The 13,636-nt window shown below is 44.2% G+C and carries 9 protein-coding genes and 1 tRNA gene; 6 read left to right on the forward strand and 4 right to left on the reverse strand.

Annotation, left to right across the window (positions count from 1 at the left end):
- Window positions 1-6: 6 nt before the first annotated feature.
- Genes RLN88_RS07525 through RLN88_RS07540 form a run of 4 tightly spaced genes read right to left on the reverse strand, consistent with a single transcriptional unit; the run spans window position 7 to window position 6,570 of the window.
- Window positions 7-3,414 (reverse strand): efflux RND transporter permease subunit, encoded by a 3,408-nt coding sequence (locus RLN88_RS07525; RefSeq protein ID WP_350220777.1) that lies wholly within the window; start codon window positions 3,412-3,414, stop codon window positions 7-9.
- 18 nt (window positions 3,415-3,432) lie between these two features.
- Entirely contained in the window at window positions 3,433-4,581 is a 1,149-nt protein-coding gene (locus RLN88_RS07530; protein WP_350220778.1) for an efflux RND transporter periplasmic adaptor subunit, read from the reverse strand.
- A 4-nt stretch (window positions 4,582-4,585) separates the two neighbouring features.
- Window positions 4,586-5,929, reverse strand: a complete 1,344-nt coding sequence (locus RLN88_RS07535; protein ID WP_350220779.1) for a TolC family protein — start codon at window positions 5,927-5,929, stop codon at window positions 4,586-4,588.
- An 8-nt stretch (window positions 5,930-5,937) separates the two neighbouring features.
- Window positions 5,938-6,570, reverse strand: coding sequence for a TetR/AcrR family transcriptional regulator (locus RLN88_RS07540; protein WP_350220780.1), 633 nt, complete (start codon window positions 6,568-6,570; stop codon window positions 5,938-5,940).
- A gap of 144 nt (window positions 6,571-6,714) precedes the next feature.
- Between RLN88_RS07540 and RLN88_RS07545 the strand changes: the two genes are divergently transcribed.
- The 6 genes from RLN88_RS07545 to RLN88_RS07570 all read left to right on the forward strand — a co-directional run bounded on the left by RLN88_RS07545 (window position 6,715) and on the right by RLN88_RS07570 (window position 13,634).
- Entirely contained in the window at window positions 6,715-7,515 is an 801-nt protein-coding gene (locus RLN88_RS07545) for an alpha/beta fold hydrolase (RefSeq protein ID WP_350220781.1), read from the forward strand.
- Entirely contained in the window at window positions 7,512-8,048 is a 537-nt protein-coding gene (locus RLN88_RS07550; RefSeq protein ID WP_350220782.1) for a TlpA family protein disulfide reductase, read from the forward strand. Before RLN88_RS07545 ends, RLN88_RS07550 begins: the two co-directional genes overlap by 4 nt.
- A gap of 53 nt (window positions 8,049-8,101) precedes the next feature.
- Window positions 8,102-11,773: a phosphoribosylformylglycinamidine synthase gene (gene purL, locus RLN88_RS07555; RefSeq protein ID WP_350220783.1), complete on the forward strand. Its 3,672-nt coding sequence runs from the start codon at window positions 8,102-8,104 to the stop codon at window positions 11,771-11,773.
- 84 nt (window positions 11,774-11,857) lie between these two features.
- Window positions 11,858-11,930, forward strand: a tRNA-Gln gene (locus RLN88_RS07560).
- A gap of 95 nt (window positions 11,931-12,025) precedes the next feature.
- Window positions 12,026-12,955 (forward strand): ribose-phosphate pyrophosphokinase, encoded by a 930-nt coding sequence (locus RLN88_RS07565; protein ID WP_350220784.1) that lies wholly within the window; start codon window positions 12,026-12,028, stop codon window positions 12,953-12,955.
- Between the two features lie 31 nt (window positions 12,956-12,986).
- On the forward strand, window positions 12,987-13,634 hold the full coding sequence (locus tag RLN88_RS07570) for a 50S ribosomal protein L25/general stress protein Ctc (RefSeq protein WP_350220785.1): 648 nt from the start codon (window positions 12,987-12,989) through the stop codon (window positions 13,632-13,634).
- Window positions 13,635-13,636: the final 2 nt, after the last annotated feature.

A 13,636-nucleotide genomic window follows, 5' to 3' on the forward strand; every position in this document is an offset into this window, starting at 1 on the left:
TTACTATTAACTTAAACCTAACCGACGATTAATTCTAGCAAAGAATAAATACATAACTGGCACCAGCACTAACGTAAGGAACGTCGCAAAGGTTAGCCCGAAAATGATCGTCCAGGACATAGGCCCCCAGAAAGCCACATTGTCTCCACCCAGGAAGAAGTCCGCATCATAGGTACTCATGAATTTGATGAAATCAATGTTGATGCCCACAGCCAATGGAATGAGACCAAGGATGGTTGTTACAGCAGTGAGGATCACCGGCCGCAACCTGGTAACCCCAGCATTGATGATCGCTTCGATTACTTTGTCCATAGGTAGTTTATCCACCTGCATTTCTGCCCGCATTCTGTTTCTGCTCAGCTCTATAAAGTCAATCAATACGATCGCATTGTTCACCACAATTCCTGCGAGGGAAATGATTCCAATCATGGTCATAATTACCACAAAATTCATCTGGAATACCACTAACCCAAGGAACACCCCAATGGTACTGAACACCACCGACATCATAATGATGAAGGGTGTGGTCACTTTGTTGAACTGTGACACAATGATCAGGAAGATGGTGAACACAGCAATCATAAGTGCTGTACTCAGGAAGGCAAATTCTTCTGCCTGCTTCTCCTGCTCACCCCCAAACTTAAATTCATAGCCTGCAGGCATATCATAATCTGCCAGTAATGACTTGATCTCATTGTTGATCTGGGTCGGGTTGTAGCCGGATTCCACATTCGAGCTAATAATTACTTGTCTCCTTAAATCCATTCTCTTAATCGATCCATAGGTGGAAGAAAGCTCGGCAGTGGCTACAGCCGAAATTGGAACACTTTGCATTTTACCGGAAGTCTGATCCCTAAACACGATGCTCTTGTTCATCAACGCATCTATGTCATAGCGATACTCATCTTTCAACCTCAACTGAATCTCATAATCATCCTCGCCCTCTTTATATTTAGATACTTCCTTTCCAAATAAGGCGGTTCTCACTTCGCTTGCAATCGATGAAGTAGACAGACCAAATCTCCTTGCTTTGTCCCGGTCGATATTAACAACAAGCTCTGGCTTGCCTGTCTGCAGATCGGTTTTGAGCTTCTCAATTCCCTGAATACCGGATTCATTGATCAGCTTCTTCATGTCCTCAGTGATCTGGATAAGTGTAGTAAATTCCTTACCAGACACCTCGATACTGATCGGCTTACCTGTTGGTGGACCATCTGCATTTTGATCCACGGTAACAGCCACTCCAGGGTATCCTCCAAGTGATTCCCTTATTTCCGTGAGAATCTCCTTAGTGTCTACACCATTTCTATTTTTGTACTCTTTGAAGTTTACCGTAATCCGAGCCTTGTTGGGAGTGTCCTGCTCGCCAAATGCTGAAGGATCGTTCGGGTCGGAGGTACCCTGGCCCACATTGGCAATCACGGACTCTACAATCTCGTCGTATGGTTTCACCAAGTCGATCACTTTCTTCTCGATCATCTGAGTGAAGTCATTGGTGGTCTCTATGTCAGTTCCTACCGGATATTCAATGAAGACATTCACATAAAGTGGGTCTGTCTTAGGGAAGTATTCCAGGTTTGGTTTGGATGGGGACATGAGTGCTGCCCCAAAAATCATCAGAGAGAGCACCATCAAAACCGCAGTTCCCCAGAAGAACATATAAGGCTTCCATCCAGCTAGAGCAAACCTCAAAGTGCTTTTATAAACACCTTCAATTTTTGGAAGGAAGTTTCTGAATCTCTTTGACAATGGCGTTAAAACATAGATGTTTAGCAATGTGATTCCACCCGTGATAATGGCCAGGTTACTTAAGACTGTCGCATTGGCAAGTGCCAGCAGAATACCTAATGCTATTGCAATCAATGCGAAAATCAGAATACGCCTTTTCTTCACCTCGCCAGTATCCACCTTCATGAAAGACTTGATCAAAACCGGGTTGATCACCAAGGCCACAAATAAGGATGAACCTAGTGTGATCATCAAAGTGATCGGCAAATATTTCATGAACTCACCCATGATACCCGGCCAGAAAGCCAGTGGTAGGAATGCCGCAAGTGTGGTAGCTGTAGAAGCGATGATCGGAAGGGCTACTTCCCCTACTCCATTCTTAGTTGCTTCAAAAGAAGACATTCCCTCCTCTTGCAAACGATAGACGTTTTCCACCACCACAATACCATTGTCCACGAGCATACCCAGTGCCATGATCAGGGAGAAAAGTACCATCATATTGATGGTGATTCCCAGCATCCCTAAAATCATAAATGAGATGAACATGGAGAGTGGGATGGCAACCCCAACGAATAGTGCGTTTCTTGGGCCCAGGAAAAACAAAAGCACCATTACTACAAGGATGACCCCTGAGATGATGTTGTTTTCCAAACTATCCACCATGTCTCTGGTCTGCTGAGACTGATCGTTTGTTTTTGTAACGATTAGATCGGCTGGAAATACCTCCTCCTGCGCTTTTGCAAGTATGGCGTTGATCTTCTCGGTCGCAATCAACAAGTTTTCACCACTCCGTTTGATTACGTCCACCATCACTACAGGATTGGTGTACAATCGAGCATAGCTTTTCTTCTCCACATAATCGAAGGAAACCTCCGCAATATCACGCAAGTAAACTATGTTGCCCTTTTCGGCTTTAACCACCACATCGAGTATCTCTTTTGGCTCCTCAAACTCCCCTTCTACCCTGATGGTACGCCGAATTTCACCTTCCTTGTAAGTACCTCCTGATAGGGTGATATTCTCACTTCTGATGGCTTGTTCAATATCCTCAAAGTTTACCTCCCGAGCTTCCATCTGATATGGATCTACACTTACCCTTACCTCCCGCTCATCAATACCTCGAATCTCAATCTTAGAAATCTCAGATATCTTCTCGATCTCATCTTCCAGGTACTCTGCATATTCATTAAGCTCCCTCATGCTGTAATCACCTGACAGGTTGATGTTCAGAATAGGGAACTCCGAGAAATTCATATCAAACACATTCGGATCCTGCTCCAGGTCTGATGGAAGCTCAGGCTTAGCCCGATCCACTGCATCCTTCACTTTTGACAATGCATCCTCTACATCTGTCTCAGGGGTGAACTCTACGATGATGGTAGAATAATCCTGTACAGATGTGGACTTGATCACGTCTGCCTCCGAAATCGAATTGAGTTCATTCTCTATCGGGCGAGTGATCAGGTTTTCCATGTCCACCGGAGAGTTTCCAGGATATGGCGTACCTACATAGACAACAGGCTGTCTGATCTCAGGGAAACTTTCCTTTGGCAAACTGATGTATGAAAACAACCCAGCGAAAATCACAATGGCTGTTAACACATATACCGTAGTTCTGTTTCGGAGCGAAAGTGTGGTTAGTCCAAACTCCTTTTCCGTTTTTATATCTTTCAATTCTTCTGACATATTGCTTGAATTAGGAGATTACTTAGCTACTGATACCTCAACTCCTTCGGATAAATCCCTGTACCCTTGGGTCACCAATGTTTGCCCCTCGCTTAGACCAGATACTATCTCAGTTTTCAAGTCAAACGATGCACCCAACTCCACATGCGCCTTGGTAGCTACCTGCTTTCCATCCTTGTTGGTGAGGACATACACGTAGTTTCCTTTGTTGTCGCTTTGGATCACTTTGGTTGGCACCACTAGTGACTGATCATTTCGATAGTCTACCAGATTAAGTACCACCACCTGATTTGGCTGTGCAGGGAAATTTAATTTTGGAAGCTCAACCTCCAATTCGAAGGTTCTATTCTCCGCCTTGATGGTCTGGCCAACGGATTTGATTTTGGAAGCGACTCGCTTATTCTGAGATGGGAAGTAAACCTCCACTTCCTGATTTCTGGAAAACTTACCCAGAAACGATTCCGAAGCATCTGCGGAAATATATGTATCATTCGGGCTGACCAATCTAACCAATGGCATACCAGGAGAAGCCACTTCCCCAAGTCTGGCTGGAATATTGTCCACCACCCCACTGAACGGTGCTCTCACAATCATCATGTTAAGTTGAGAATTCAAAACGCCTAGCTGGCTTTCAAGTGTTTCCTTGTTTGCCTTCGCCTGCAAGTACTGGACTTCCGTCCCAATGTTCTTCTCCCACAATCTTTCCTGTCGTTCAAACACTTCATTGGCAAGGTCCAGTTGAGCTTTCACCTGCTTGATGTTGTTCCTTACCACATCCGCATCCAGCGAAACAAGCACCTGACCCTGAGAAACACTCTGGCCTTCTTTCACATGAATTCCCTCAATCTTACCCATTGCCTCGGCAGATAGTAGTACATTCTTTTTGGAAGCCACCGATCCCCTGATCTCCACTTCATGTTCAAAACTCTCCTTTTCAAGTGTTTTAGTGCCTACCAGAATTGCAGACTTCTTATTGTTCATAAAATCAGGATCTTCTGCCTTTATCTCCGATTCCAGTTGAGATATCTGAGCGTTTAGCTCAATCGATTGGCTTTGTAGCTCCTGTAGCTTTGTTTTTTTTGCTGCCAGGTCCTGATCACCAGCTCCACCACAGGCAACCACCAGGGTAGAAATAATAGTAAGTATGATTATGTTGATCTTTTGCATGAGCTTAGTTTTTGTATAGAGTTCCAAGTGCTTTTTTAAGTTCTATTTGTGATGTTATTGCTTCATAAAGTGCATTGAGGTAGTTCGTTTGTGCCTCCTTCAAAGAAGCATCTGCATCAATTACCTCAAGGTTGGATCCGACACCCTCCTGATACTTCACCTTGGTGATATCATAGACCTCCTTGGCCAAATCCACATTTTGCTTTTGTACTTCAAGTGTCTCAAGTTGGCTATTGAGACTAATCTGAGATTGTTCTATTTCCAGATCAATGCTCTTCTTCACATATGACATCTGATTTTCAATCTGCTTTACCTGAAGTTTGTTTTGCTGAATTTTATTGCTTTTCAAAAAGCCATCGAATATGGGAATGGAGGCTGTCACCCCGAGCACTCCATTGTCTAGCCATCTTCTGGAAACAAACAGGTCACCACCACTTGAAGCTGCGGTATTCCATCCATAGCCAAACCTTGCGTAGAGCTTTGGTAGGTACTGCACCTTGTTGTTCTTCATATCCAGATAGGCGAGGCTTCTATTTGTCTGAAGTTGGGAAAACTCAATACGCTGACCATAATCAAAGTTTTGATCCGGGACAGCAGGAATAGTTACATCTACTTCCTCCAGACTTTCAAGTAGCTCAACTGGCTGACTGAGATCCATTCCCATTTGAAATTTCAACAGCTTGCGACTCACATCCTTTAGCTGTCTAGATCTACTCAATTCTACTTTCAGGTTGTTGTAGTTCACTCGGATCCTGTCTACATCTACCTTCTCCGCAAAACCTGCTTCATACATCTCTCGGGTTTCATTGAGTAGTGTATCCAGTCTTCCAATGTTCTTTTCCAAAAGCTCCAATTGCTCTTCTGCAATCAACGCATTATAATATGCCTTACTTACAGCTTCCACAATGTCGATCTGCGTCTTTATGTGCTCCTTGGTCGAAAGCTCTCGATACGTTTTAGCAGCCTGCAATCCCACAAAGTAGGACCCATCAAAAATGAGTTGGTCTACCCCAAGCCCGATGTTTCCATCATAATTCTGAACAAAGGAAACCTCCTGTTCTGTACCGGCTGGTACTGTTGGATCAAATGTGCTGATATCAATGAGACTCTTTTGAGGTTCAAAATTGTAATTCAATCCTCCATTCACATTGGCCTGAGGAAGACCCATCGATACGGTTTTTCTAACCTCTGCATCGGCGATCTCCTTGTCCATTTGCTTAATCTTCAACTGCTCATTGTTTTCCAATGCATAGCTGATACAATCATCCAGGGAAAGACTGATCTTTTCCTGAGCCTGCACTTTCATCAAAGTGCTCATCGTGAGTATTAGTAATAATAGTCCTCTCATAAATAGTATTAGAGTGTGTGATTCGTAGTTTCTAAATTCATGTATTCCTCATATTTTTTCCGGCCTTTATCGGTGAGCAGGCCATGAATAAAGTGATCGAGTATTTGAAGCTGTACGGAAGGAAAATCAAATTCCTCCCTAGGGAATATTTTGCCGTTGAATAACAACTGGACACCCTCAACCCGCAAGATGGAAAGCACCCTGGCATCTATCTCTTCCCTAAAAAAACCTTCCTTCTTCCCACGTTCAATATTCCGTTCTATATGCCCTCGGATCGTGGATTGCTTAAATTCAAGGTATTGATCCCAGGCCTTTCCGTGATACTTCTGCATGTCATACAGCAAGGAAGGGTTCATCCGAAAGACATGATTCCTGAGGCATTGGGATACCATGATGATCTCATGGATCGCATCCTTTGCCTCTTTGAAAATATCCTCAAATTCCTTTGTCTCCTTCTCGAAGTGATTAAGGGCGACCTCTGACACCAATCCATCCTTGTTATCAAAATACTGATATAAGGTCTTCTTGGACATGGATGCCTCTCTGGCCACATCATCCATGGTCACACTGCGTATACCATACTGGATAAACAATTCCTCCGCACTACTCAATATCTTTTCTTTCGCTTCCAATTTCTTCACATTGCGTTTACATTCTTAAAACTTAGGAAACTTTGAAAGCTCCAAAAGTTTCCAACGTGCAAATGAACGAACTAAATGAGAATAAGTTCGGATTTCTGTAAAAAATTTTAGTGCGAGGCTTTTACCATCTATTTTTCCTGCCAAATGACGAAAGTAGTGCTAGAAAAAGGACATCTGTTTTATTCCAAATATGAAGGAGGAGATAAAATTTTAATTGCCTTTCATGGGTTTGGGCAGGATAAAAAAATATTTCAGGATTGGGCTAGTAAGCTTACCGACGAATATACCATCTACGCTTTTGACATTTTTTACCACGGTGATAGTGACCGGGCCTATGGTAAACTATCGAAGCTGGAATGGAAGGAATATTTGGAAGCCTTTCTCAATCAGGAAAAAATTGAAAAGTTCTCCCTGTTGGGATATAGTCTTGGCGGCAGGTTTGCCATTGCCTCCTCACTCCTCTTGCCCGAAAACACCAACCAACTCATACTCATCGCTCCAGACGGCATATTTCTTACCATCTGGTTTAAGCTGGCTACTCACCCGGCCATCCGTTGGCTCTTCAAGTATTTCATGCTCCGACCGGATAGGCTGGATACACTCCTGGCATTCAATGACAAATACAAAATCACAAGTCCATACCTGGGCGATTTTGTGAGGAAAGAGCTGGGTGAAGAGCACAACCGAAAACGTGTCTACATTTCATGGAATCATTTCAAATCCCTGGGATACACACAAAAGGAGCTCATTGCTGCTTTCAAAAAACATGATTTCAAGAAACGAATCATCCTTGGAAGTAACGACCACATTATCAAACCGGCAAAGATTTTGCCCATTATTGACAAAGTTGGAGATTTCAAAATAGATATTCTCCCGTTAAAACACCACCAGCTCATTAAGCCAGAGGTTGCTAAATTGATCATGTATAATCCCGATAACAGATGAAACACTTCTTCCTAGCCCTTGCCATTCTTCAGCTAAATCCTTCCTTTTCCCAAGAGCCTACAAAGGAGCAAATACGAGAAGTTGCCGATGCACGCAAGGAGGTGAAACGCATGAAAGGAGAACCATTTCCTGATTTCAGCCTAACAACTATCAATGGAGATGTGGTGACCAGTGAGAACACCAAAGGAAAAATCCTCCTCGTCAACTTCTGGTTTACCAGATGCAGACCATGTATCATGGAGATGCCGGAAATGAATGAAATGGTGGAGGAATTTAAGGATGAGGAAGTCCTATTTATAGCCCCTACTTTCGATGACGTAGAAATGGTCGATAAGTTCTTGAGCAAAAGAGATTTCAGCTATGAAATTGTACCTGATGAAAAAGACTTCTGCTTGGAATTGAATGTGCGATCGTATCCCACTCACTTCGTAATAAACGCTGACGGCATCATTGAGAAAGTGGTGATCGGTTACTCTTCTGCCACCGTAAGCACACTTCGAAAATCTGTTCGGAAATTGTTGGATTCCAAGTAAAGGATAACTGGCTAAAGGGTTAATTTTGCAGACTTCAAAACGAGGTTCCATCCATGATCCAATTCTTCCAAAATTCTCAAGACGCAATCATTGCTGTAGGCGTCTCCAATCCCCTCTCCCAAGAAGAAATCAATAAGCTGGAGTGGCTTTTTTCAGGAGCAAGGCCTTTGGACTCGGACAGTATTTCGGGGAAATACATTGGACCTAGAAAGGAAATGATTTCTCCATGGAGCACCAATGCCACCGATATTGCCCATAATGCAGGAATTAGCACTATTTTTCGTATAGAAACGTACATCTCTGAATCATCGGCAGGAGCCTTCGATCCAATGCTTCAGCAGATTTACGAGGGTCTGGATCAATCCATTTTTACATTGGATCGAAAGCCCGAACCAATCGAGCATATTCAAGATATTGCTGCTTATAATCAGCAAGAAGGACTTGCACTCAGTCAGGAAGAAATCGAATACCTGGAAGGAGTTTCGAAAGAAATCGGAAGACCACTTACTGACTCTGAAGTATTCGGCTTTTCTCAGATCAACTCTGAACATTGCAGACACAAGATTTTCAATGGAACATTCGTCATCGATGGAAAAGAGCAAGAACTTTCGCTGTTCCAATGGATCAAGAAAACTTCCAAAGAAAACCCAAACTACCTGGTGTCCGCTTACAAAGACAATGTAGCTTTCATCCAAGGGCCTAAAGTAGAGCAATTTGCTCCAGCCTCTCAGGATAAGCCCGACTGGTTCGATACCAAAGAATTTGAATCGGTGATTTCACTAAAAGCTGAGACACACAACTTCCCCACTACAGTTGAGCCTTTCAACGGAGCAGCCACCGGATCGGGTGGTGAGATCAGGGATCGGATGGCTGGTGGTCAGGGCAGCATCCCGCTTGCCGGAACAGCGGTGTACATGACCTCCTACTCCCGCCTGGAAGATGGGCGTACTTGGGAAAAGCCAGCCAGAAAGTGGCTGTATCAAACCCCTCAGGAAATACTGACCAAAGCATCTAATGGCGCCAGCGACTATGGCAACAAGTTTGGCCAGCCGCTTATTTGCGGCAGTGTGCTCACATTCGAGCATGAGGAAGGCGGTAAGAAATATGGCTATGACAAAGTGATCATGCAGGCAGGAGGAATCGGCTATGGCAAGAAAAAAGAAGCTCAGAAAAAGCATGTAAAAGCCGGTGAAAAGATTGTGGTCATGGGAGGAGACAATTACCGGATAGGAATGGGCGGTGGTGCGGTTTCTTCCGTAGATACCGGAGCATTTGATCAATCACTCGAACTCAATGCAGTGCAGCGCTCCAACCCAGAGATGCAAAAGCGGGTAGCCAATGCAGTTCGTGCAATGGTGGAACTGGACGATAATACCATTACATCCATACATGATCATGGCGCAGGCGGACATTTGAATTGCCTCTCAGAACTGGTAGAAGAAACTGGTGGCACCATTCACCTAAAGAAGTTACCGATTGGTGATGAGACGCTTTCCGCCAAAGAGATTTTAGGTAACGAATCCCAGGAGCGAATGGGATTGGTAATCTCGGAAAAGGATGCCGAATATCTGAAGCGTGTTTCTGAAAGAGAGCGGGCTCCTTATTATGAAGTGGGTGAAGCCGGTGACAACAACGAATTGAAATTTGAGAATAATGGAGAACCTTCTCCTTTCGACCTGAAACTTCATCACTTATTCGGATCCTCCCCAAAAACAATACTTGAGGATAAGTCACAGCAATCAAACTTTGAGGAAGTCGGCTACTCGGAAGACAAAATCGAAGAGTATTTGGAGGCTGTCCTGAAACTGGAAGCGGTCGCCTGCAAAGACTGGCTCACCAATAAAGTGGACAGATGTGTAACCGGAAGGGTAGCTACTCAGCAAGTATGCGGTGAGCTACAGTTGCCACTCAATAATGTAGCGGTGATGGCACTTGATTTCAAATCGAACAAAGGGATTGCCACTTCTCTGGGACACTCACCGATTCCCGGCCTTATCAATGCTGGTGCAGGGTCACGTCTTTCCATTGCCGAAGCTTTAGCCAATCTCGTATGGGCTCCATTGACTCATGGTTTGGAAGGTGTATCTCTTAGTGCCAACTGGATGTGGCCCGCTAAAAATGAAGGCGAGAATGCACGCCTTTATGAAGGTGTAAAAGCAATCAGTGATTTTGCATGCGAACTAGGGATCAATGTGCCGACCGGAAAAGACTCCATGTCGATGACTCAGAAGTATCCTGACGGAGAAAAGGTATATGCACCCGGCACGGTCATCATCAGTTCCGTGGCTGAAGTTTCCGACATCAACAAAACGGTGAGTCCTGTGATCGATACCACCCGAACCGACTCCAAAATCATCTACCTCGACTTCTCCGGTGGGGATTTTGAACTGGGGGGATCATCATTTGCACAAACCCAGGCAAAAATCGGAACGAAAACACCGGAAGCGAATGCGGAAGTTGTAAAGAACGCTTTTCAGGTGGTTCAAGAACTTATTAATGATCAACAGGTCATCGCAGGGCATGATGTTTCTGCCGGAGGTTTGATCACCACACTGCTCGAAATGAACTTCAGCAATGTGCATGGAGGACTGGATGTGGATCTTTCAGAATTAAAAGAAGCAGATCCCGTCAAGGTTCTTTTCGCTGAGAAGCCCGCCTTAGTTCTACAGGTAGAAGAAACAGCCCTGAGCGCACTGGAAGGGTCAGATGTGAGCTGGTTTGAGATCGGAAAGCTATCAGGTGAACGGAAGATATTAGTTCAAAATGGCGACTTCAGGCATGCATTTGACATTAATGAGGCAAGGGATCACTGGTTCCAAACTTCCCATCTCCTTGATTTGAAACAAACAAAGCCTGAGGTAGCGGAAGCCAGAAAAGATAACCGATTCAATCAACCACTATCCTACGTGTTTCCAAAGCGCTTTGACGGCAAAGCTTCGACTTACAATTTAGACTTTAACCGCAAGAGAAAGTTCGGCGTGAAGGCTGCAATAATCCGCGAACAAGGGGTTAACAGCGACAGAGAAATGGCTTACGCATTGTGGCTGGCTGGATTTGACGTGAAAGACGTACACATGACCGATCTGATCACCGGTCGTGAAGACCTGAGCGAAGTAAATCTGATTGTATTTGTTGGCGGCTTCTCAAACTCAGATGTATTGGGATCAGCGAAAGGTTGGGCAGGATCATTTCTATTCAATGAAAAAGCAAAAGCTGCTCTGGATACATTCTATGCCAGAGAGGATACTTTGAGTCTTGGCGTTTGCAATGGCTGCCAGCTGATGATGGAGCTGGGACTGATCTATCCAGAAATGGGAGATCAACACCCTAAAATGCATCACAATACTTCCGGAAAGTTTGAATGCGGATTTGTGAGTGTTGATATCAAAGAAACCAATTCTATTATGCTGCAGTCCATGGTTGGTTCAACGCTTGGAATATGGCTGGCACATGGAGAAGGACGTTTTATTCTTGAGAATGAATCTGACTACAAAATCCCAGTGAAGTATTCGTATTCCGGATTTCCCGGTAACACCAATGGCAGTGATTTTGACACGGCTGCTTTATCTTCAAAAGATGGAAGGCACTTAGCAATCATGCCACACTTGGAGCGGTCCCTTTTCGCATGGAACTGGCCATACAAAAAGGGGCTGGAACATGCTGAAGTATCACCATGGATGGAGCCATTTGCGAATGCATTTAGTTGGATAAAAGACAAAGTATAGTCTTTTGATTTAAAAAATATTCGGCTAATTTTGCCGTCCATTTAAACGGAAGTGGAGGAAAACACTTTAAAAACATTCCGGTATTGGCCTATGGTGTAACTGGCAACACGTCTGATTTTGGTTCAGAAGAGTCTAGGTTCGAGCCCTAGTAGGCCAACATTATGATTTGTCATTTCGACCGAAGGGAGAAATCTCCATTGTTGAAAGATTCCTCGTTTCACTCGGAATGACATTTTTTTTAAAAGACAAACAATGTCATCAGTAAAGATTTTTTCAGGCTCGGCGCACCCGGATTTAGCAAACGCAATTGCTAACCAGTACGGCAAGCCCCTGGGGAAAAGTGAAAAACAGACCTTTAGTGATGGCGAGATGGGTGTCTATTTCACCGAGTCGGTTCGTGGTTCTGATGTCTTCATTATTCAACCAACCGTACCTCCCGCAGACAATATCTGGGAACTACTTTTGATGATCGACGCTGCTCGAAGGGCAAGTGCCAAGTATGTGACAGTGGTAGTTCCTTACTTTGGGTATGCGCGCCAAGACAGAAAGGACAAACCCAGGGTTTCTATTGCGGCAAAACTTGCTGCCAATGTGATCACCTCTGCCGGGGCAGACCGAATTATGACGTGCGATTTGCACGCCGGCCAGATTCAGGGATTCTTCGACATCCCGGTAGATCACCTGGATGGGTCAGCCATTTTCTATCCTTACCTGAAAAATCTGAAGCTTGACAACCTGATTTTTGCATCACCGGATGTGGGAGGAACTGCGCGAGCGAGATCCTATGCCAAGCTCTTTGAGGTGGACATGGTGGTATGCGACAAGCACAGAAAGCGTGCAAATGAAATTGCATCCATGCAAGTGATTGGAGATGTGGAAGGAAAAGACGTGGTGCTTGTAGATGACATGGTGGATACTGCAGGAACAATCAGTAAAGCCGCCACAATCATAAAAGAGAAGGGGGCGAATTCCGTCAGAGCTATCGCTACACACGGTGTGCTTTCCGGGAATGCATATAAAAACATTGATGAATCCGCCCTTGAGGAGCTGATCATCACGGACACGATCCCTCAAAAAGAAGGATCATCCAAAATTAAAGTGTTGACCGTGGCAGATTTGTTTGCAAAAGCGATCCGAAAGATCCACGATCACGAGTCAATCAGTTCATTGTTTATTAAGTAATCAATTTTAATTTTTTAAATATTTAACAATTATGAAAACTGTTGAGATTATAGGGTATAAAAGAGCAAATCTCGGCAAGACAGAAGCGAAGCGCTTAAGAGAAGAAGGAATGGTTCCGTGCGTTGTATACGGCGGTGATCATCAGATTCACTTCTACGCTCCAATGATCTTGTTTAGAGACCTTGTATATACTGATGAAGCGCACTTCGCTATGCTAACTATCGAAGGGGAACCAGAACCATTTGAAGCTATTATTCAAGATGTTCAGTTTCACCCGGTAAGTGAAATTATTATGCACGCTGATTTTCTTCAGCTATTTAGAGGAACTCCTATCAAAATGAACATTCCTGTTCATCCGGTAGGAAATGCCCCTGGTCTGCAGCAAGGAGGTAAGCTGATCCGAAAAGTAAAATACTTGCAGGTGAAAGCCCTACCTAAGAACATGCCAGAGTACATAGAAGTAGATGTATCAGGACTTGGTCTTGGAAAGTCAATTAAAGTAGGTGAGCTACAAACTGGCGATTATGAAATCCTAAACAGCCCGCTTGTAACACTTGCAGGTATTGAAGTACCAAGAGCACTGAAAGGAAAAGAAACGGGAGCTGAAGAAGAAGAACTGGAAGAAGCAGAAGCTGGAGGTGGTGATGCACCAGCAGCGGAAGAGTCTTCTGAAGCTTAAAA

The sequence above is a fragment of the Ekhidna sp. genome (genome assembly GCF_040223195.1).
GTDB lineage: Bacteria > Bacteroidota > Bacteroidia > Cytophagales > Cyclobacteriaceae > Ekhidna.

Bases quoted from the DNA above. Each gene is read 5' to 3' on its own strand.
- RLN88_RS07565 (WP_350220784.1), top strand. From the start codon at position 12,026: ATGTCATCAGTAAAGATTTTTTCAGGCTCGGCGCACCCGGATTTAGCA.
- RLN88_RS07530 (WP_350220778.1), bottom strand. From the start codon at position 4,581: ATGCAAAAGATCAACATAATCATACTTACTATTATTTCTACCCTGGTG.
- purL (WP_350220783.1), top strand. From the start codon at position 8,102: ATGATCCAATTCTTCCAAAATTCTCAAGACGCAATCATTGCTGTAGGC.
- RLN88_RS07525 (WP_350220777.1), bottom strand. From the start codon at position 3,414: ATGTCAGAAGAATTGAAAGATATAAAAACGGAAAAGGAGTTTGGACTA.
- RLN88_RS07550 (WP_350220782.1), top strand. From the start codon at position 7,512: ATGAAACACTTCTTCCTAGCCCTTGCCATTCTTCAGCTAAATCCTTCC.
- RLN88_RS07535 (WP_350220779.1), bottom strand. From the start codon at position 5,929: ATGAGAGGACTATTATTACTAATACTCACGATGAGCACTTTGATGAAA.
- RLN88_RS07545 (WP_350220781.1), top strand. From the start codon at position 6,715: ATGACGAAAGTAGTGCTAGAAAAAGGACATCTGTTTTATTCCAAATAT.
- RLN88_RS07570 (WP_350220785.1), top strand. From the start codon at position 12,987: ATGAAAACTGTTGAGATTATAGGGTATAAAAGAGCAAATCTCGGCAAG.